This window comes from Allobosea spartocytisi, assembly GCF_014764685.1.
Lineage (GTDB): Bacteria > Pseudomonadota > Alphaproteobacteria > Rhizobiales > Beijerinckiaceae > Allobosea > Allobosea spartocytisi.
Genome location: NZ_JACXWY010000006.1, coordinates 304,279 through 322,911 on the forward strand (window position 1 = coordinate 304,279; position 18,633 = coordinate 322,911).

The window sequence follows — 18,633 nt, forward strand, 5'->3', positions numbered from 1 at the left end:
AGCCGTGAACGAACGAAGAACAAAACGGTATGCCGCTCTCGGAAACCGGTTCGACCTCGTTCTGGCCGGTTCGGACGGGCGGCTATAGCACGGCGCACAGGTGCGATTTCAAGCATTTCGTGTCGAGCCCGTGAGATCGCGGCCCGCGATGACGAAGATGGAGCAGGCAGGACGGTGATGGCGGCAAGGCGCGCCTATCTCGACCACAATGCCACGACCCCGGTGCGGCCGGAGGCGGTGGAGGCGGTTGCGCATGCGCTGACCCTGCCCGGCAACCCGTCCTCCGTTCATGGTGAAGGGCGCGCGGCCCGCGGCGCGATGGAACAGGCGCGCGAGCAGGTCGCCGCGCTCGTCGGTGCGAAGGCCGCGAATATCGTCTTCACCAGCGGCGGCACCGAGGCGAATGTCACCGTGCTCTCGCCCGGACTGATGGATTGCGATGGCGGCCGCGATTGTGTGCGAGTCCCGGCGTCGCTCCTGCTTCACAGCGCGAGCGAACATGCCTGCGTGCGCGATGGACATCGCTTCGCCGCCGGTTCCGCCGAGGAAATCCCTGTCGATGGCGACGGGCTCGTCGATCTCGTCTGGCTGGAGGCGCGGCTCGCGCGCTTCGCCGCCGAGATGCCTGGCGCGCGGGCGCTGGTCTCGATCCATCTCGCCAATAACGAGACCGGTGTGATCCAGCCGGTCGCCGAGGCCGCTGTCATCGTTCACCGTCATGGCGGGCTTTTGCACAGCGATGCCGTGCAGGCTGCCGGCAAGATACCGGTCGATATCGTGGCGCTCGGTGCCGATGCGCTGACGCTGTCGGCCCATAAGATCGGTGGGCCGAAGGGGATCGGTGCTATCGTCTTCCGCACCGGCGCGCTCGAACTCGCGGACAAGCCGATGCTTGGCGGTGGTCAGGAGCGCGGCTGGCGGGCTGGAACTGAAAACTTGCCGGGAATCATTGGCTTCGGCGCTGCAGCTGAGACCGCGCGCAAGGCTCTGGGCGAGGAGGCGGCCCGGCTTGCCGTGTTGCGCGACAGGCTCGAAGCCGGCTTGCTGGCGCTTGCGCCGGAGACCGCGATCTTCGGCCGCCCGGTGGAACGCCTGCCCAATACCAGCGCCTTCGCGACGCCCGGCCTGAAGGCCGAGACGCTTCTGATCAAGCTCGACCTGATGGGCGCGGCGCTGTCCTCCGGCTCGGCCTGCTCCTCGGGGAAGGTCAAGCGTTCGCATGTGCTCGATGCGATGAAAATCGACCCTGCCATGAGCGCAGGGGCCTTGCGGGCCTCGCTCGGATGGACCACCTGCGAGGCGGACATCGATCTTTTCCTCGCGGCCTACGAAGAGCTCGTGGCTGCGCAAGCCGATCGGGGCGCCCGGGCTGCCGCCTGACGCGCTCCGCAACACGAAGAAATTGAACCGGCGGGCCTTGAACCCGCACTGGAGACTGAGAAATGGCAGCGGTCCAGGAGACCATCGATCAGGTCAAGTCGATCGACGTGACCGAATACAAATACGGCTTCGTCACGGAGCTCGAGGTCGACAAGCCGGCCAAGGGCCTGACCGAAGACACCGTGCGCTACATCTCTGCGCGCAAGAACGAGCCCGAATGGATGCTCGAATGGCGGCTCGACGCCTTCCGTCGCTGGAAGACCATGACCGAGCCGACCTGGTCGCGCGTGAACTATCCGCCGATCGACTACCAGGACCTCTATTATTATGCGGCGCCGAAGAAGGGCGCTTCGCCGAAGTCCCTCGACGAGGTCGATCCGGCGATCCTGGAGACCTACAAGAAGCTCGGCATCCCGCTGCGCGAGCAGGAGATTCTCGCCGGCGTCGCGCCGGAGAACCGCGTCGCGGTCGATGCGGTGTTCGATTCCGTTTCGGTGGTCACGACCTTTAAGAAGGAGCTGGCGCAGGCTGGCGTGATCTTCTGCTCGATCTCGGAAGCGATCCAGGAACACCCCGAGCTGGTGAAGAAGTATCTCGCCACCGTGGTGCCGGTGACGGACAATTATTTCGCCACGCTGAACAGCGCGGTCTTCACCGACGGCTCCTTCGTCTATGTGCCGAAGGGCGTGCGCTGCCCGATGGAGCTGTCGACCTATTTCCGCATCAACGAGCAGAACACCGGCCAGTTCGAGCGCACGCTGATCATCGCCGACGAGGGCGCTTATGTCAGCTATCTCGAAGGCTGCACGGCACCCAAGCGCGACGAGAACCAGCTCCACGCGGCGGTGGTCGAGCTGATTGCGCTCGACGATGCCGAGATCAAGTACTCGACCGTGCAGAACTGGTATCCGGGCGATGCCGAGGGCAAGGGCGGCATCTACAACTTCGTGACCAAGCGCGGCGATTGCCGCGGCAAGAACTCGAAGATCTCGTGGACGCAGGTCGAAACGGGATCGGCGATCACCTGGAAATACCCGTCCTGCATCCTGCGCGGCGACGGTTCGCGCGGCGAGTTCTACTCGATCGCCGTGTCGAACGGAGCGCAGCAGGTCGATAGCGGCACCAAGATGCTGCATCTCGGCAAGAACACGACCTCGAAGATCATCGCCAAGGGCATCGCGGCCGGCAAGTCCGACTCGACCTATCGCGGCATGGTGTCGGCCCATCGCAAGGCGACGGGCGCGCGCAACTTCACCAACTGCGACTCGCTGCTGATCGGCGACCAGTGCGGCGCGCACACCATCCCCTATATCGAGGCCAAGACCGCGACCGCGATCTTCGAGCATGAGGCGACGACCTCGAAGATTGGCGAGGACCAGCTCTTCTACTGCCAGCAGCGCGGCCTCTCCGAGGAGGAGGCGGTGGCGCTGATCGTCAACGGCTTCGTCAAGGAGGTGCTGCAGCAGCTCCCGATGGAATTCGCCGTCGAGGCGCAGAAGCTGATCACCATTTCCCTTGAAGGCTCCGTGGGCTGACGCCCGATCGTTTCCGAGATGCCCGGGGCAAGCCCGGGCATGACGCCGAGACCAAGCGCGTCATGGTCGGGCCCGACCCGACCATCTCCTGCAAGATGGAACTCTGAACAATGCTCGAAATTCGCAATCTGGTCGTCAAGATCGCCGACGAGGACAAGCAGATCCTCAATGGCCTCAACCTCACCGTGAACGATGGCGAGGTCGCCGCGATCATGGGGCCGAACGGCTCCGGCAAGTCGACCTTGTCCTATGTCATCGCCGGCAAGGAGGACTATGAGGTCCTCGACGGCGAAATCCTGCTCAATGGCGAGAATGTGCTGGAGATGGAAGCCGACCAGCGCGCTGCGGCTGGCATCTTCCTGGCCTTCCAGTACCCGCTGGAGATTCCCGGCGTCGCCACCATGACCTTCCTGAAGGCCGCGATGAACGCGCAGCGCAAGGCGCGCGGGCAGGACGAGCTTCTGACGCCGGACTTCATCAAGCAGGTCAACGCCGCCGCTGACAAGCTCGGCATCGCCAAGGACATGCTGCGCCGTCCGCTCAATGTCGGCTTCTCCGGCGGTGAGAAGAAGCGCATGGAAATCCTTCAGATGGCGCTGCTTTCGCCGTCCATGTGCATCCTCGACGAGACCGATTCCGGCCTCGACATCGACGCGCTGCGCATCGTCGCCGAGGGCGTCAATGCGCTCCGCGACAAGAATCGCGGCTTCCTCGTCATCACCCACTATCAGCGCCTGCTCGACCATATCGTGCCGGACACCGTCCACGTCATGTCGAAGGGCAAGATCGTGAAGACCGGCGGCAAGGAGCTGGCGCTCGAGCTCGAGAAGTCGGGTTACGCGTCCTATGGGGAGGCCGCCTGATGGCCATCGTCACCCCGCTGAAGACGGCGGCCGAGCAGACGCTGATCCAGCAGTTCGCTGACAGCAAGGCCGAGCTGCCGGGCGGCCCGGCCGTGCGCAAGTTGCGCGAGGACGCCTTCACCGGCTTCGAGGCCAAGGGCCTGCCGCATCGCCGGCTCGAATCCTGGCGCTATACCGACCTGCGCGCGCTGTTGCGCGAGGCCCGTCCGCTCGCCGACGGCGCCGCCGTCACCGAGGCGGTCAAGGCTCGCCTGGCCGCGCTGAAGCTCGACGGCCTGCGCCTCGTCCTGGTCGACGGCGTCTTCGCGCCCGACCTCTCGACGCTCGACGACATTCCGGAAGGCGTTTCGGTGCAGTCGCTGTCCGAGGCACTGGTCTCTCAGCGCGAGGGCCTGTCCCGCGTGCTGTCCGGCCCCTCGGTCGGCGCCGACGATACCGGGCTGATGCTCAACACCGCATTGATGCGCGACGGCGTCTTCGTCGAGATCGCCGAGGGCCGGAATCTGGAGCAGCCGATCGTCATCGTCTCCCTCGCTTCCGGCCATGAGGAGCGGGCGGTGTTCCACCGTTCGGTCGTGCTGGCGGCGCAGGGCAGCCGGGCGACCATCGTCGAAGTCAGCGAGGCGGCCGGCGAGGCGGCCCAGCAGATCAACGGCGCCATCGTCTTCGAGACCGGCGACGAGAGCGAGATCCAGCATGTCCGCATCGTGACGCGGCAGGCGGCGGCGAGCGTGCAGGTGCAGAGCCTGCTCGCGACCGTCGGCGCCCAGGCCAAGTTCGACTCCTTCGCCTTCGTCGCCAGGGCCGGCACGCTGCGCCAGCAGCATTTCGTCCGCTTTGCCGGCGAGCACAGCGAAATCGGCCTGCGCGGCGTCAATCTGCTGCGCGGCTCGGAGCATTCCGACGTCACGCTGATCGTCGACCATGAGGTGCCGCACGGCACCAGCCGCGAATTGTTCAAGACGATCGCTGGCGGCGAGTCGACCGGCGTCTTCCAGGGCAAGGTCGTCGTACGCCCGCATGCGCAGAAGACCGATGGCAGCATGAAGAGCAACGCGCTGCTGCTGAATGACGGCGCGGCGATGTTCAACAAGCCGGAGCTCGAGATCTTCGCCGACGACGTGGTCTGCGGCCATGGCGCGACCGTCGCGCAGATCGATGGCGACCAGCTCTTCTATCTGATGGCGCGCGGCCTGCCGCGGCCCCAGGCGGAGGCGCTGGTGCTGCAGGCCTTCGCCGGAGAGGCGGCCGAGTTCATCGGCGACGAGAATGTGCGCGAGCTCGTCATGCACGAGGTCGAGTCCTGGCTCCAGGCCCGCGAGGCCGCCTCCGAGGTGAGCACCGTCTGATGCCCTACATCAATCTCCAGATCACGAAGGGCGCGACGCGCGAACAGAAGGCGCAGATCGTCAAGGAGTTCACCGAGACCCTGGTGAAGGTGCTCGGCAAGAACCCGCAGAACACTCATATCGTGATCCAGGAGATCGAGCGGGAGGATTGGGGGCATGCCGGCGCGCTCGTCGCCGACCGGCAGCCCGGTACCGGAAAGGCGTGAGCATATGAACGCGGTGACCGGCCAGCCCGTACTGAAGCCCTATGACGTCGCGACGATCCGGCGGGATTTCCCGATCCTGTCGCGCGAGGTTTATGGCAAGCCGCTCGTCTATCTCGACAATGCCGCCTCGGCCCAGAAGCCGAACGTGGTGATCGATACGATGTCGAAGCTGATGCGCGAGGACTATTCCAACGTCCATCGCGGGCTGCATTACCTCGCCAATGCCTCGACCGAAGCCTATGAGGCGGCGCGCGAAAGCGCGCGGCGCTTCCTCAACGCCAAACATCTCGAGGAGATCGTCTTCACGCGCTCCTCGACCGGCGCGCTCAACACCGTCGCGTCCTCGCTCGGGCGCCACCTGAACCTCGGCGAGGGCGACGAGATCATCGTCTCGATCCTCGAGCACCACTCCAACATCGTGCCCTGGCATTACTGGCGCGAGCGGCATGGCGCCGTGCTGAAATGGGCACCGATCGACGAGGACGGCAATTTCCTCATCGAGGAATTCGAGAAGCTGATCACTCCGCGTACCAAGGTCGTGGCGCTGACGCATATGTCGAACGCGACCGGCACCATCGTGCCGATCGCCGAGGTGGCGAAGATCTGCCGCGCGCATGGCATTCCGCTCGTCGTCGACGGCAGCCAGGGCGCGGTGCATCTGCCGGTCGACGTGCAGGCGCTGGGCTGCGACTTCTATGCTTTCACCGGCCACAAGACCTATGGACCGACCGGTTCCGGCGTGCTCTGGGGCCGCAAGGAATGGCTCGACAAGCTGCCGCCCTATGAAGGCGGCGGCGAGATGATCGTGACCGTCACGGAAGACACCGTGACCTATAACGACCCGCCGCACCGTTTCGAGGCCGGCACGCCGGCGATCGTCGAGGCTGTGGGGCTGGGCGTCGCGCTGGACTACATGATGGCGCTCGGCCGCGAGAACATCGCCGCCCATGAGGCGAAGCTCGGCGCCTATGCGATGGAACGTCTCGGCGAGATGAATTCGATCCGCATCTTCGGCAAGGCACGGGAGAAGGGTGCGATCGTCGCCTTCGAGATGAAGGGGGCCCATGCCCATGACGTCGCGACTGTGATCGACCGCGCCGGTGTCGCAGTTCGCGCGGGTACCCATTGCGCGATGCCGCTTTTGGCACGATATGGGGTGACATCGACCTGCCGCGCCTCCTTCGGCCTCTACAATACGCTGGAAGAGGTCGACAAGCTGGTGGAAGCCCTGCGGAAGGCCGAAAACCTGTTCGCATGATATCGAGGATACGAGCCTTGGCCACGTCCGAACCCATCGCGCTGAAGGAAGACGGCTTCAAGCCGAACGAGCCGCAGGTCGGCTCCGCCGCGTCGCTTCCGCCTGAGGAGATCGACCGGCTGACGGACGATATCGTCGCGGCGCTGAAGACGGTCTACGATCCCGAGATCCCAGCCGACATCTACGAACTCGGCCTGATCTACCGTGTCGACATCGCCGATGACCGGCAGGTCACCATCGATATGACGCTGACCGCGCCGGGTTGCCCGGTCGCGGGAGAGATGCCGGGCTGGGTCGAGAATGCGGTCAGCACCGTCAACGGCATCGCGGGTGTCACGGTCAACATGACCTTCGATCCGCCCTGGGATCAGTCGCGCATGTCCGACGAGGCCCGCGTCGCGCTCGACATGTGGTGAGCGCGACACCGGTCGCGTTGATGGATCGCATCTCATGGCTTCATTGGTGCTGAGCCCGCTCCGCTGGCAGGAATAGGCGCGTCATCCGCTCCCGGAGCTTGCCATGCCCAGCTTTCCCTACGAGACCGTCGACGTCTTCACCGACCGCCCCTTCGGCGGCAACCAACTCGCCGTCTTCACCGATGCGCGCGGGCTCTCGGACGCGCAGATGCAGTCGCTTGCGGCCGAGATGAACTATAGCGAGACGACCTTCGTCCTGCCGCCGGACGATCCGGCCCACGATGCCAGGGTCCGGATCTTCACGCGCGCGCATGAAATGCCGTTCGCCGGCCACCCCAATGTCGGAACGGCCTTCGTGCTCGCACGCCACGGTCGCGACCGTGGCGGCGTGCTGCGCTTCGAGGAAATTGCCGGGCTGGTCGAGGTGAAGGTCGCGCGCGATGCCGCAGGCACCGTCACCGGCGCGACGATTGCCGCCCCGCAGGCCCTGACGAAGAGCATCGAATTGCCGGCCGACGCGATCGCCGCCTGCGCCGGTCTTTCGCCTTCAGATATCGTCGTGACGAACCACCGGCCGGTGCGGGCCTCGGTCGGCGTCTTCTTCGTTCTCGCGGAGGTGACGCTGGAGGCGCTTTCGCGCGCCACGCCGGACCTCAGCCGGTTCCGGGCCGTCCGGGACAGCACGCCAGGCCTGGAGGGCCGCTTCTCGCTGTTCCTCTATGCGCGGGATGGCGCCAGCGATATCCGCGCCCGGATGTTCGCGCCGATCAGCGGCACATGGGAGGATCCGGCGACCGGCAGCGCCAGCGCCACGGTTGCCGCCCTGCTTCTCTCCCTCGGTAGCCAGGACGATGCGAGCTTCACGCTGACGCAGGGCGTCGAGATGGGCCGGCCCAGCCTTCTGCACCTGACCGCGCGCCGCGGCGAGGACGGCATCCGCGCCACCGTCGGCGGCTCCTGCGCGCAGATGTTCCGGGGCGAAGCGCTCCTATAGGCCCAGTTCGGCGCGCACCCGCTTCGTCAGCCCTGCGGCGGCGAGGCGGTGGCTTTCGCGCAGATAATCCTGCAAGGCGTCGTCCGGCATGCTCTCGGGCGACAGCCACTGGATCCATTTCATGCCACGCGAGGCGAGGTAGGGCGCGGGCCTCAGGCCCGGCTGCTCCCTCAGAATGTCGAAAGCCAGCGGCGAGCATTTGAAGCTCACCGCCATCTCGCCGTCCTCCTGCGGCCGCGCGATGGCGAAGACCTTACCGCCGACCTTCCAGACATCCGCGCCGCCCCATTGGACGACATGGCTGGTCGCCGGCAGGGCGGCGCAGAAGGCGTTGTAGGCCACTTGCAGCATGAGGGGCTCAATAGCTGTCGGCGTCGATGCCGTAGCGGGCGGCGGCGGCCTTGATCTGCGACCAGGTCTCGTCGTCGAGCGGGATGCCGGCGGCGGCGCGCTCGATCCGGACCTTCCGCTCCTTGTCGCCCGGCGCCAGGACGGGGTTGGCCGGATCCTGCGGCTTGGCGGCGCGCACGAAGGCGAGGTAGCTGTCGATGCGGCTCTTGCGCAGCCCGGCATCGGGCTCGAGCCGGGCAGGGTCGATCAGCACGCCGAAGAGCGAATTGATGGTCCAGCTCTTTTGCGGCTTCTGGTCGATGCGCGCCGCACCCATCAGCCCCGCCGAGAGCAATTCGGCGATCAGCGAAAGGCCGGCGCCCTTATGGTCGCCGAAGGGCAGCAGCGCGCCGAGCGGCCGGTCCGGGCTGGCGAAGACATGGGAAGGGTCGGTCGTGGGGCGGCCCTCGCCGTCGATGATGTAGCCGGGCGGCACCTGCTCGCCCTTGTTGAGCGCGACGCGGGCCTTGCCATGCGCCATGCGGCTCGTCGCGAAATCGAGGATCAGCGGATCGCCGCCGGGGACGGGAATGCCGATCGCATGCGGGTTCGTGCCGAAGCGTGCTTCCTTGGCAGCGAAGGGTGCGACGATCGGCGGCCGGCCGGCGACATTGACCCAGAAGAAGGAGATCAGCCCGGCCGCCGCCGCAACCTCGGCATAGTGGCCGATGCGGCCGATATGGTGCGAATCGAGCAGGTTGACGATGGCGACGCCACCGGTCCTGGCCATCTCGACGGCGCGGTCGACGGCGTTGCGCGCGGTGGGTTGGCCGATGGCGATGTTGCCGTCGACGATCAGGAAGGGCGCCGCGTCGAGGCGGATCTCGCCCTTCGATTCGGGTTTGAGGTTTCCGTCGGCAAGGGACTGGAAATACAGCGGTATCATCCCGACGCCGTGGCTGTCATGGCCGCTCAGATTGGCGAGGACGAGGTGGTCGGCGGTCTCCTCGGCCTCCTGCGCGCTCCAGCCGGCCCTGGTGACCATGTCGCGGACGAGGGAGCGGAGGGCTTCGGGGCGGTGCAGGCGTTGAGGCATGGCTTCCCTGACGCTGGGATCGAAGGCGCTCCAGAGTGCATGCCGGAGGGCGAACCGCAATGCATCGCGCGCGAGGATGCCGGCGCATGAACGCATGGCGCGCCAGTTGTGTCGCGCCGCACCTCGACGGAAGCGCCTGCAATCCCTATGTTAGGTTCATCATCTTGCTTCACCGGGCCTTGAACCCGGTCGAGGAGGGACAACAATGTTTTCGATACCCGGGCTGAAGGTCATCTCCCTGACCGATGCAGCCGCTGCCCGCATCCGCGAGATCATGGCGCAGAGCGCGGGCGATGCCGCGCCGGCGCTCGGCCTCAGGGTCGGCGTGAAGAAGGGCGGCTGCGCCGGCATGGAGTACACCTTCGAGATCGCCCGCGAGATCAATAAGGGTGACGAGGTCGTTTCCGAGAAGGACGCGACCGTGATCGTCGATGCCAAGGCGGTGTTGTTCCTGCTCGGCACAGAGCTCGACTTCAGGACCGATCGCTTTTCCTCGACCTTCGTCTTCAACAATCCCAACCAGGTCTCGGCCTGCGGTTGCGGCGAATCGGTCGAGATCAAGCCGCGTGGCGAGAGCGCGCTCGCGGCGTCCTGAGCGGCGTCAGGCGACGCGGCTCGCGAGTTCCACAGCTTCCTCGGTGACGGTGCGGTTGCGGCCGTCGCGCTTGGCCCGCATCATCGCCTGATCGGCCCGGTCGACGAGGGAGCCGGCGGTGTCGCCGCGGCGATACATGGCGACGCCGAGCGAGATCGTGATGCGGCCAAGGTTCTCGTTGGTCGAGCGCTTGATCAGCTCGCGGGTGAGCAGGGCCTGGCGCACCGTCTCGGCGCCGAACTTTCCGGCGATCAGGTCGGCCTCCGGCAGGATGATCGCGAACTCCTCGCCGCCGAAGCGGCTGATGACCGCCTTGTCCTTGAACTTGTCCTTCATCGTGCGTGCGACGAGGCGCAGCACCTGATCGCCCGTCAGGTGTCCATGGGCGTCGTTGAAGCGCTTGAAGAAGTCGATATCGGCCATCACCAGCGCGAAGGGCTCGCGCCGAAGCGTGGCCTGGTCGATCGACTTCTGCAGCATCTCCTCGAAATGGCGGCGGTTGGCGAGGCCGGTCAACGGATCCGTCAGGGCTTCGGCGCGCGTCGATTCCAGCGCCTCGCGCAGGTTGCGGATCTCGTTAGAGCTGTTGCGCAGCTCCGCTTCGAGCTGGGTCTTGCGCGTCACTTCCTCGCGGGTCGACATGACCAGCGCCTCGACCCATTCGCGCAGCTTCTGCCGGTCAGTCATCGGTGGGACATCTTCCGACATCGCCGCCAGCCTACCGTGATAGAGCTCGCTGGAGCCGAGCGCCTTGTCGATCAGCGCCATCATGCTGTCGATCTCGCCCAGCACCTGCAGGCTGGTGCGCTCCGCCTGCCGCGAGAAGCGCTCGGTATTGATGAAGCGCTCATAGAGGCTGTCGATATCGGCGGCCGTGACCTTGCCGTCGCTGCCGGCGAGGATGGCGTTCAGTGCCAGGCTGACCGCGGGCATCTCGCCGCTCAGATGGGCATACCAGACCTCGAAGGCGCGCGGATAGCTCGGTGAATCATGCTGCCGCATGGCGGCGACGACGCGCTCGGCCAGGTCGTGATGGGCGGAAACCGGGGCTTCGTCCATATCATGCCATTCCCGTGCGAAGCGGGTCGCGGCTTTCGGCCACGTCGACTTCGATCATTCAATCGAAGCGGGACATCCTGTCCGCATATACGGCGGCATGCGCCCGTCCATCGCGAGACTTTCGCACCGCGACGACGGAGATATCAAGTAAAGGCCGTTAAAATCGGGTTTATGCCGCTGCGTCAACCGATGCGAACCGGCCGCAGCAGGAAGGCCGGCACATGATCGCCGAGGCCTTTCACCTGCGGGCCGTCATCGTCGTCGCGATTGCGCCGCCGCCCGTCGCGCTCCTTGCGCTCCGGGGTTCCGGGGCGGATGGGCTGCTCGGCTTCAACCTGCGGACGCGGGCGCCGGGCGGCGTCGCGCCGCTCTTCGACGGCCTCGACGACGGCGGGGGCGGCTTCCGTTTCGCTATGGCCGCGCGGACGGCGTTCGCTGCGTCCACGGTCGCGCTCGCCCCGTCCGCGGTCGCGGGAAGACGGGCGCTTGTCGTCGCGCTTGCCGCGGCGTTCCTCGCGGGGGGCTCCCGGCGGCAAGGCGTCGAGACCCGCTCCCTCATAGGCGATGCTCTGGCCGGTCAGCTTCTCGATCGCGGTGACGAGCTTGTCGTCATGGCGGGTGACGATGGTGAAGGAGGCGCCTTCGCGACCGGCGCGGCCGGTGCGGCCGATGCGGTGGACATAGTCCTCGGCGTGGGTCGGCACGTCGAAGTTGAAGACGTGGCTGACGGCCGGGATGTCGAGGCCGCGCGCGGCCACGTCGCTCGCGACAAGGATCGGGTTCTCGCCGGTGCGGAAGGATTCGAGCGCCGCCATGCGCGCGTACTGGTCCATGTCGCCGTGCAGGGCGACGGCGGGGAAGCCGTGGCGCAACAGCGATTTGTGCAGCGTCGCGACATCGCGCTTGCGGTTGCAGAAGACGATGGCGTTCTGCAGATCGGTTGCGCCCTTGATGAGCTTGCGCAGCGTCTCGCGCTTCTCGAAATCCTGCGGGTTGGAGGCGATCAGCCGCTGCGTGATGGTGGTGGCTGCGGTCGCGGGGCGCGAGACCTCGACACGGACCGGATTATGCAGGAACTGCTCGGAGATCCGGGTGATCTCGGGAGGCATGGTCGCCGTGAAGAACAGCGTTTGCCGGGTGAAGGGCACGAGCTTGCAGACGCGCTCGATGTCCGGGATGAAGCCCATGTCGAGCATGCGGTCGGCCTCGTCGATGACGAGAAGCTCGACGCCGGTGAGCAGCAGCTTGCCGCGCTCGACATGGTCGAGCAGGCGGCCGGGCGTCGCGATCAGCACGTCGACGCCGCGGGTGATCTTGGCGTCCTGATCGCCGAAGGAGACGCCGCCGATCAGCAGCGCGACCGAAAGCTTCTGATTGACGCCGTAGCGGGTGAAGTTCTCCTCGACCTGCGCGGCAAGCTCGCGCGTCGGCTCCAGGATCAGCGTGCGCGGCATCCGGGCGCGGGCGCGGCCCGTCTCCAGGATCGTCAGCATCGGCAGGGTGAAGGCCGCCGTCTTGCCCGTGCCGGTCTGGGCGATGCCCAGAACGTCCTTGCGGGCCAGCACATGCGGAATGGCCTGGGCCTGGATCGGAGTCGGTGTGCTATAGCCGGCGGCCGTGACAGCCGTCAGAACCTTTTCACTCAGGCCGAGTTCGGCAAATGACATGCGTATGGCGCTTCTTCAGAGTCGGTGACACGCGGCGGGATGGGTCCATCAACCGCCACGCTGGCGCGACAACAGTTCCTGCGCGCCTTCGGACCCGTGTGGAATGCAAAGAAAACGCGGCAAAGTCAATCACGTAGCCAGAAAAGGACGATTTTTGCCCGATGAAGGACCCGCTCGTTCTCGTCCCCGGCCTCAGTTGCACCGCCGCGCTCTATGCTCCGCAATGGTCGCGGCTGGCCGATGGCCGCCTCGTTCTGGTCGCAGAACACAGCCGCGACGACAGCCTCGGTGCCATCGCTGAGCGTCTTCTGGCAGCCGCGCCGCCGCGTTTTGCGCTCTGCGGGCTGTCGATGGGCGGCTATGTCGCCTTCGAGGTGCTGCGCCGGGCACCGGAGCGCGTCACGAGGCTGGCGCTGCTCGACACCAGCGCCAAGCCGGCGACCCCCGAAAGCAATGAGCCCCGCGCCCAGATGATCGATCTCGCGGAGAAGGGGGCCTATGACAACGTCACGACGCTGCTCTGGCAGCGCCTGGTGGCGCCCGCCCGGCTGACGGACGAGCCGTTGCGGCTGCTGGTGCGCCGGATGGCCGACGATATCGGAGCCGACGGTTTCGTGCGTCAGCAGAAGGCCATCATGCAGCGGCCGGATTCGCGACCGGTCCTGACGGGCCTATCCCTCCCGACATTGGTGCTGGTCGGCGAGGAGGACGAGATCACCCCGGTGGCGGAGGCGCAGGAAATGGCCGGGCTTGCCGGCGCGAAGGCGAGGCTGGCGACGTTGCCGGGCTGCGGCCATCTCTCGACGCTGGAGGAGCCGGAACGGGTGGCGGCGGAACTGGCGCGCTGGCTGGCCTGAAATCAGCGGGGCAGGGCGCAAGGGTCGAGCTTCGTCGCGTTCGCGGTCTGGCCGATGGAGCCGGTGACCATCGGATCGACCGGCTGGCGCTTCGCGGCGGCAAGGCTCGCCTGCGCCAGCTTGTCCCTGTCGAGGCCGGCCGTCTGGTTCGAGACGAAATTGGCGGCGATGACCGACAGGAAGGCGATGGCCGCGGCGGCCTTGGCAATGTCGATGGCCGCCGTGCCGCGATTGTTCTTCCAGAACAGTTGGATCAGGCGCATTGCGCTCTCCGTGTCCCGTGTCCGCACGGGTATGGCGCAAGCATGCACCGAGAGCGGTAAAAGCTTGGTTAGCCGGATCTTTCCGGAAAGCGCGGCATTTTCAGGATGAGGGGCCGGTCTCGGCCGATCGCCCTTCGAGGCGCGCCCGATGCTCGCGAAAGAGCTTGCGCAGCGCCGCCAGCACGGCGCCGACGCCGGCGCGCTGGCGCGAGACGTCATGCGAGAGCAGGTAGATGTCGTCGCCGGTCGCGTCCGGCGGCGGTGCGATGCGCCGCAGGCTTGGGTCGAGATCGGCCATGAAGCAGGGCGCCATCGACAGCGCGCCGGCCGAGCGGATGCTTTCATAGCGTGCCGCGGAATCGCCGACTCGGGCCGCAATCGGCCTGCCGGCCGCGAAACGCAGGATATGATCGTCGATGCGCGAGGAGGTTTCGCGGTTGACCGAGATGATCGGCGCCGTCGCCGGATCGACATCGTGGCGGCAGTAGAGCGCCTGCATCAGCCGGCCGATCTTCTGCGCGTAGTAGCCCGGTTCCGCTGGCGGGTTGCTCATCCTCAGCGCGATGTCGGCTTCCCCACGGGCGAGGCTAAGCCGGTCGCGCGTGCTGATGATGACGATTTCGACGCCGCCGGCATCCCTGGAGACCGTGGTGGCGTGCATGGTCAGGAACAGGCTGATCGAGGTCGTCGCGGTGACGCGCACCGGCGCATTGGCGAGCGGACGAGCGGCATCCGCCCGCGACAGGAAGCGCCGGGTGGCCGCCTCGACCTCACCGGCTTCCGCCGCGAGCTCGATGCCGATCGCCGTCGGAACGAGGCGGTTGGCCTCGCGGATGAAGAGCTGGAGGCCGAGATCCTTCTCCAGCGCCTTGAGCCTGCGCGTGACGGTGGCCTCGCTTAAGCCCAGCCGCGCCGCCGCCACGGCCATCGACCCGCCGCTGGCGATGGCGTTGAAGATCCGGATGTCGTCCCAGGAGGCGTTCCCGGCGGCGTTCCCGGCGGGCGCCGCCAGATCGCCGTCGCGTCGAGATGGAGGTGGAGCAGGCTCGGCCATATCGTCAGGGACGGCTCGCCGAGCGGGGCGCGGCTTCTGCGATCATGATCGTCCGGGAAGCGGAAGGGGTTCGACATGCGCGAACCCTGCCAATCCTTTCGCAAGCGGGCAGCCCGGCGGCGCTGAGGTGCAGCCTTGCAGAAATGCCGGGCTCGCCGCCGGCGATCACAGGTCGATCAGCTCGCCGGCGAAGGCCGCCCGCTCCTGGATGAAGATGAAGCGGGCCTCGGGCTTGTTGCCCATCAGCCGCTCGACCGTATCGGAGGTCTCTTCCCTCGCCTCATGGTCCACCATGACCTTGAGCAGCAAGCGCTTGGCCGGGTCCATGGTGGTTTCCTTGAGCTGCTGCGGCATCATCTCGCCCAGGCCCTTGAAGCGCGAGATCTCCGGCTTCTTGCCCTTGAAGACGGTCTCGATCAGCTCGTCCTTGTGAGCGTCGTTCCGGGCATAGACGCTTTTGCCGCCGTGCTGGAGCCGGTAGAGCGGCGGCACGGCGAGATAGAGATGGCCCTTCTCGATCAGCTTCGGCGTCTGGCGCCAGAAGAAGGTGACGAGCAGGGAGGCGATATGGGCGCCGTCGACATCGGCGTCCGTCATCACGATGACCTTCTCGTAGCGCAGGTCGTCCTCGCGGAACTGCGTGCCGATGCCGCAGCCGAGCGCCAGGATCAGGTCGGCGAGCTGCTGGTTCTGGTTGAGCTTCTCGCGCGTGGCGTTGGCGACGTTGAGGATTTTGCCGCGCAAGGGCAGGATCGCCTGGTTGGCGCGGTTGCGCGCCTGCTTGGCAGAGCCGCCGGCCGAGTCACCCTCGACGATGAAAAGCTCGGAGCCGGCCGCGCCGGCATTGGAGCAATCGGCGAGCTTGCCGGGCAGGCGCAGCTTGCGCGTCGCGGTCTTGCGCGAGACCTCCTTCTCGAGGCGGCGGCGCAGCCGCTCCTCGGCGCGATCCACCGACCAGTCGAGCAGGCGCAGCGCCTGCTGAGGTGCGGCGGCAAGCCAGTGGTCGAAGGCGTCGCGCACGGCGTTCTCGACGATGCGGGAGGCTTCCAGCGTCGCGAGCTTGTCCTTGGTCTGGCCCTGGAATTCCGGCTCGCGGATGAAGACCGAGAGCATGGCGGCGCAGGTCGCCATCACGTCGTCGGAGGTGACCTGCGCCATGCGCTTCGACTGGCCGATGCGCTCGGCATGGTCGCGCAGGCCCCGCAGCAGGGCGATGCGCAGGCCCTGCTCATGGGTACCGCCTTCGGGAGTCGGGATCGTATTGCAATAGGAGGAGGAGAAGCCGTCCTCGCCGGTGGCGAGCCAGGCGATGGCCCATTCGAGCGAGCCGTGGCCGCCTTCCTTCGTGATCTTGCCGGAGAAGATCGGCTCGGCGACGAGGTCCTTGCCCTCGATCTCGCGACCGAGATAGTCGCGCAAGCCGCCGGGGAAGCGGAACACGGCTTCCGCTGCGACATCGCCCTCCGGCTTCAGCAGCGCCGGCGCGCAGGTCCAGCGGATCTCGACGCCGCCGAAGAGATAGGCCTTGGAGCGCGCCATGCGGAACAGGCGGGCAGGCGAGAAATGCGCGCCTTCGCCGAAGATCTGGGCATCCGGGTGAAAGCGGACCCTGGTGCCGCGCCGGTTGGCGACCGCGCCGACCGTCTCAAGCGGGCCTTGCGGCAGGCCGCGCGAGAAAACCTGCCGGTAGAGCGTCTTGCCACGCGCGACCTCGACCTCCAGCCGGTCGGAGAGCGCATTGACGACGGAGACGCCGACGCCATGCAGGCCGCCCGAGGTCTCATAGGCCTTGGAGTCGAATTTGCCGCCGGCATGCAGCGTCGTCATGATGACTTCGAGCGCCGACTTGCCGGGGAATTTCGGATGCGGGTCGACCGGGATACCGCGGCCATTGTCCGTCACCGCGATCGAGCCGTCCTCGAACAGTTCGACGTCGATGAAGGTGGCGTGGCCGGCCACGGCCTCGTCCATGGCGTTGTCGATCACCTCGGCGAAGAGGTGGTGCAGCGCGCGCTCGTCGGTGCCGCCGATATACATGCCTGGCCGACGGCGGACGGGCTCGAGCCCCTCCAGCACCTCGATGGCGGAGGCGTCATAGCCGGTCTCGGACAGGGTTCCGTTGCGCGGAGCTCCCGCGCCGCTGCGCGGCGCTTTTGGAGTCTCGGCGGGTGCGCGCAGTTCCGGCTTCGGGCCAGCCTCAACCGGCCGCTCCGCGTCCGAGCCGAAAAGATCGCCATTCTCCGCCATCGCGCCAAATGCTTCCTGATTCGCAACGCTAAACTCTAGCGCATTCCGACCCGTCCTGCGCTTCGCGGCCGCTTATAGACCGTGCCGGCCGCTATAAAAACCTCGCCTTCCACATCTGTCAGGAGCCATGCGCCGCCCGCCGTCATCGACAGGTCATGGATCGCCATGAACCTCTGCTGGAACCCGGTTCATTCAGGCTGCGTTAAGCGGCACGGACCAGGATGATGTGCGTGATCGGGCCTATGCGGCGATTCGCAATGCGCTAAGATCAGCCTAGGGGGAGGTCGCCGTGGTGTCGCGTCAGTCGTTTCCTGTGACGAGAATGGCCGGGCTTCAGCGCGCTGCGCGTCTGGCCGGCGAGTCCTTCGGCTATGAGGATGCCCGCGTCGTGGCGGAAGCGCCGCGCCTGGACTGGACGTCTTCGCGAGGGCTCTGGTGGCTCGCTGCCGTTGCGGCAGGCGCCGGTTTCGCCGTCCTGCACTTCTCCTGATCACTGACGGCTGGGGGCGCAGCGCCCTTTCCGGATCGTGCCGGCGCCATGCCCGGGCGCTGGCATCCGGTTCGTGGTTCGGTCCGGTGCTCCCTCGACGCGAAATATCAACCTTTCGGCCCTACGCCTGACGGTGGAGGGTTTCGCGCGTGAACGGTGCCATCATTGCCAGTGCCGGTCTGACAGGCCGCGTCGCCGCCACTGTCGCAGGCTGAGGCCGCGATGGCGAAGATCGCTGCGCTCGGAGCCTATATCTACCAGGCCGTTCTGGCGCTGGGGCTGTTGCTCGTTGTCGCGCACCGGCTGCCGGCGGCGGAGTTCACGGCCTATTCGCTGTTCATCTCGGTCGTGCAGTTCGGGGCGATCGCTTGCTTCGAGTGGATTCGCTTCGCCTGCAGCCGCTTCTATCCCGGCCCCGACGCGCAGAGCGAGGCGACCGAGCGCGGAACCATCACCTCGGAATTCCTGGCCTGTTGCGGCCTTTGCGTCGTCGGTGCGCTGATCGCCTGGTTCTGCGGCGTGCCGGCACCGGTTGCGGGGCTCGGCGCGGTCGCGGCGATCGTGCAGGGCGGCAGCGAGATCCATCTCACCATGCTGCGCTTCCGGCACGCCTTCCGGCTGTTCTCCTGGATGCAGGCCCTTGTCCGTCGTCAGATGATTTGAGACTGATTTCGGGCCTCAGGAAGGGAGGCTCTGGCTCATCTGGGTTTAAGGCTATGCGGCTTGCAGGTGGTGCTGCAAGCGTCTTGTCTGGATGGTCTGGCGCTTGATCCTTTCGCGTTCGGTGAGGATGGCTTGCCCGCGGCCACAGTAGACGTCGGCAGGCGTCAGATTGCCGAGGCTCTCGTGATAGCGGGCCTGGTTGTAATGCTCGACGAAGGCTGCGACCTGCCGTTCGAGATCCTCCGGCAGGTAGTAATTCTCGAGCAGGATGCGGTTCTTCAGGGTCTGGTGCCAGCGCTCGATCTTGCCCT

At 66.6% G+C, this 18,633-nt stretch carries 20 protein-coding genes; 12 read left to right on the top strand and 8 right to left on the bottom strand.

Going from position 1 to position 18,633, the window contains the following annotated elements; all coding sequences use genetic code 11:
* The first annotated feature begins 177 nt into the window (after nucleotides 1-177).
* The 8 genes from IED13_RS12835 to IED13_RS12870 all read left to right on the top strand — a co-directional run bounded on the left by IED13_RS12835 (nucleotide 178) and on the right by IED13_RS12870 (nucleotide 8,001).
* Nucleotides 178-1,380 carry a cysteine desulfurase family protein gene (locus IED13_RS12835; protein WP_191124385.1) on the top strand — a complete coding sequence of 401 codons (1,203 nt, stop codon included), beginning with the start codon at nucleotides 178-180 and terminating at the stop codon, nucleotides 1,378-1,380.
* A 62-nt stretch (nucleotides 1,381-1,442) separates the two neighbouring features.
* Nucleotides 1,443-2,915 (top strand): Fe-S cluster assembly protein SufB, encoded by a 1,473-nt coding sequence (gene sufB, locus IED13_RS12840; RefSeq protein WP_038365754.1) that lies wholly within the window; start codon nucleotides 1,443-1,445, stop codon nucleotides 2,913-2,915.
* A gap of 110 nt (nucleotides 2,916-3,025) precedes the next feature.
* A complete protein-coding gene (gene sufC / locus IED13_RS12845; RefSeq protein ID WP_038365755.1) occupies nucleotides 3,026-3,778 on the top strand; it encodes a Fe-S cluster assembly ATPase SufC in 753 nt (250 codons plus the stop codon).
* Nucleotides 3,778-5,127, top strand: coding sequence for a Fe-S cluster assembly protein SufD (gene sufD / locus IED13_RS12850; RefSeq protein WP_191124386.1), 1,350 nt, complete (start codon nucleotides 3,778-3,780; stop codon nucleotides 5,125-5,127). The genes sufC and sufD overlap by 1 nt, the downstream gene beginning before the upstream one ends.
* The gene (locus IED13_RS12855; protein WP_038365758.1) at nucleotides 5,127-5,333 is read left to right on the top strand and encodes a tautomerase family protein; all 207 of its coding nucleotides are present in this window, start codon (nucleotides 5,127-5,129) and stop codon (nucleotides 5,331-5,333) included. Before sufD ends, IED13_RS12855 begins: the two co-directional genes overlap by 1 nt.
* Nucleotides 5,334-5,337: 4 nt before the next feature.
* On the top strand, nucleotides 5,338-6,591 hold the full coding sequence (locus tag IED13_RS12860) for a cysteine desulfurase (RefSeq protein WP_133564319.1): 1,254 nt from the start codon (nucleotides 5,338-5,340) through the stop codon (nucleotides 6,589-6,591).
* Nucleotides 6,592-6,701: 110 nt separating this feature from the next.
* Nucleotides 6,702-7,007, top strand: a complete 306-nt coding sequence (locus tag IED13_RS12865; protein ID WP_370955734.1) for an SUF system Fe-S cluster assembly protein — start codon at nucleotides 6,702-6,704, stop codon at nucleotides 7,005-7,007.
* A gap of 103 nt (nucleotides 7,008-7,110) precedes the next feature.
* The gene (locus IED13_RS12870; protein ID WP_191124387.1) at nucleotides 7,111-8,001 is read left to right on the top strand and encodes a PhzF family phenazine biosynthesis protein; all 891 of its coding nucleotides are present in this window, start codon (nucleotides 7,111-7,113) and stop codon (nucleotides 7,999-8,001) included.
* On the opposite strand, the gene IED13_RS12875 is transcribed toward IED13_RS12870, so the two are convergent.
* Nucleotides 7,996-8,352, bottom strand: a complete 357-nt coding sequence (locus IED13_RS12875; RefSeq protein ID WP_133564315.1) for an MmcQ/YjbR family DNA-binding protein — start codon at nucleotides 8,350-8,352, stop codon at nucleotides 7,996-7,998. The two genes, IED13_RS12870 and IED13_RS12875, sit on opposite strands and share 6 nt — an antisense overlap.
* Nucleotides 8,353-8,359: 7 nt before the next feature.
* The gene (locus tag IED13_RS12880) at nucleotides 8,360-9,427 is read right to left on the bottom strand and encodes a malate/lactate/ureidoglycolate dehydrogenase (RefSeq protein WP_185747843.1); all 1,068 of its coding nucleotides are present in this window, start codon (nucleotides 9,425-9,427) and stop codon (nucleotides 8,360-8,362) included.
* Between the two features lie 205 nt (nucleotides 9,428-9,632).
* Here IED13_RS12880 and IED13_RS12885 point away from each other — a divergent pair, with 205 nt between their 5' ends.
* Complete coding sequence (locus tag IED13_RS12885) at nucleotides 9,633-10,022, top strand: HesB/IscA family protein (protein ID WP_113252285.1); 390 nt, start codon at nucleotides 9,633-9,635, stop codon at nucleotides 10,020-10,022.
* A gap of 6 nt (nucleotides 10,023-10,028) precedes the next feature.
* Here the strand turns inward: IED13_RS12885 and IED13_RS12890 are convergent, their stop codons facing one another.
* Complete coding sequence (locus IED13_RS12890; protein ID WP_038365768.1) at nucleotides 10,029-11,081, bottom strand: GGDEF domain-containing protein; 1,053 nt, start codon at nucleotides 11,079-11,081, stop codon at nucleotides 10,029-10,031.
* A gap of 182 nt (nucleotides 11,082-11,263) precedes the next feature.
* The gene (locus IED13_RS12895) at nucleotides 11,264-12,748 is read right to left on the bottom strand and encodes a DEAD/DEAH box helicase (protein ID WP_191124388.1); all 1,485 of its coding nucleotides are present in this window, start codon (nucleotides 12,746-12,748) and stop codon (nucleotides 11,264-11,266) included.
* Nucleotides 12,749-12,909: 161 nt separating this feature from the next.
* Here IED13_RS12895 and IED13_RS12900 point away from each other — a divergent pair, with 161 nt between their 5' ends.
* Complete coding sequence (locus tag IED13_RS12900) at nucleotides 12,910-13,605, top strand: alpha/beta fold hydrolase (RefSeq protein WP_191124389.1); 696 nt, start codon at nucleotides 12,910-12,912, stop codon at nucleotides 13,603-13,605.
* A gap of 2 nt (nucleotides 13,606-13,607) precedes the next feature.
* Here the strand turns inward: IED13_RS12900 and IED13_RS12905 are convergent, their stop codons facing one another.
* The 3 genes from IED13_RS12905 to parE all read right to left on the bottom strand — a co-directional run bounded on the left by IED13_RS12905 (nucleotide 13,608) and on the right by parE (nucleotide 17,169).
* The gene (locus IED13_RS12905; RefSeq protein WP_112762267.1) at nucleotides 13,608-13,868 is read right to left on the bottom strand and encodes a hypothetical protein; all 261 of its coding nucleotides are present in this window, start codon (nucleotides 13,866-13,868) and stop codon (nucleotides 13,608-13,610) included.
* 100 nt (nucleotides 13,869-13,968) lie between these two features.
* On the bottom strand, nucleotides 13,969-14,922 hold the full coding sequence (locus tag IED13_RS12910; protein WP_191124390.1) for a LysR family transcriptional regulator: 954 nt from the start codon (nucleotides 14,920-14,922) through the stop codon (nucleotides 13,969-13,971).
* 165 nt (nucleotides 14,923-15,087) lie between these two features.
* Nucleotides 15,088-17,169, bottom strand: a complete 2,082-nt coding sequence (gene parE, locus IED13_RS12915; protein WP_112762265.1) for a DNA topoisomerase IV subunit B — start codon at nucleotides 17,167-17,169, stop codon at nucleotides 15,088-15,090.
* A gap of 322 nt (nucleotides 17,170-17,491) precedes the next feature.
* Between parE and IED13_RS12920 the strand changes: the two genes are divergently transcribed.
* Together IED13_RS12920 and IED13_RS12925 are read left to right on the top strand one after the other, a co-directional pair.
* Nucleotides 17,492-17,659, top strand: a complete 168-nt coding sequence (locus tag IED13_RS12920) for a hypothetical protein (RefSeq protein ID WP_156116009.1) — start codon at nucleotides 17,492-17,494, stop codon at nucleotides 17,657-17,659.
* A 222-nt stretch (nucleotides 17,660-17,881) separates the two neighbouring features.
* Nucleotides 17,882-18,322, top strand: a complete 441-nt coding sequence (locus tag IED13_RS12925) for a hypothetical protein (protein WP_191124391.1) — start codon at nucleotides 17,882-17,884, stop codon at nucleotides 18,320-18,322.
* A 51-nt stretch (nucleotides 18,323-18,373) separates the two neighbouring features.
* Here IED13_RS12925 and IED13_RS12930 read toward each other — a convergent pair.
* Nucleotides 18,374-18,633 (bottom strand): integrase core domain-containing protein (locus tag IED13_RS12930; RefSeq protein ID WP_191124392.1); only part of this gene is annotated, 260 nt, incomplete at its 5' end.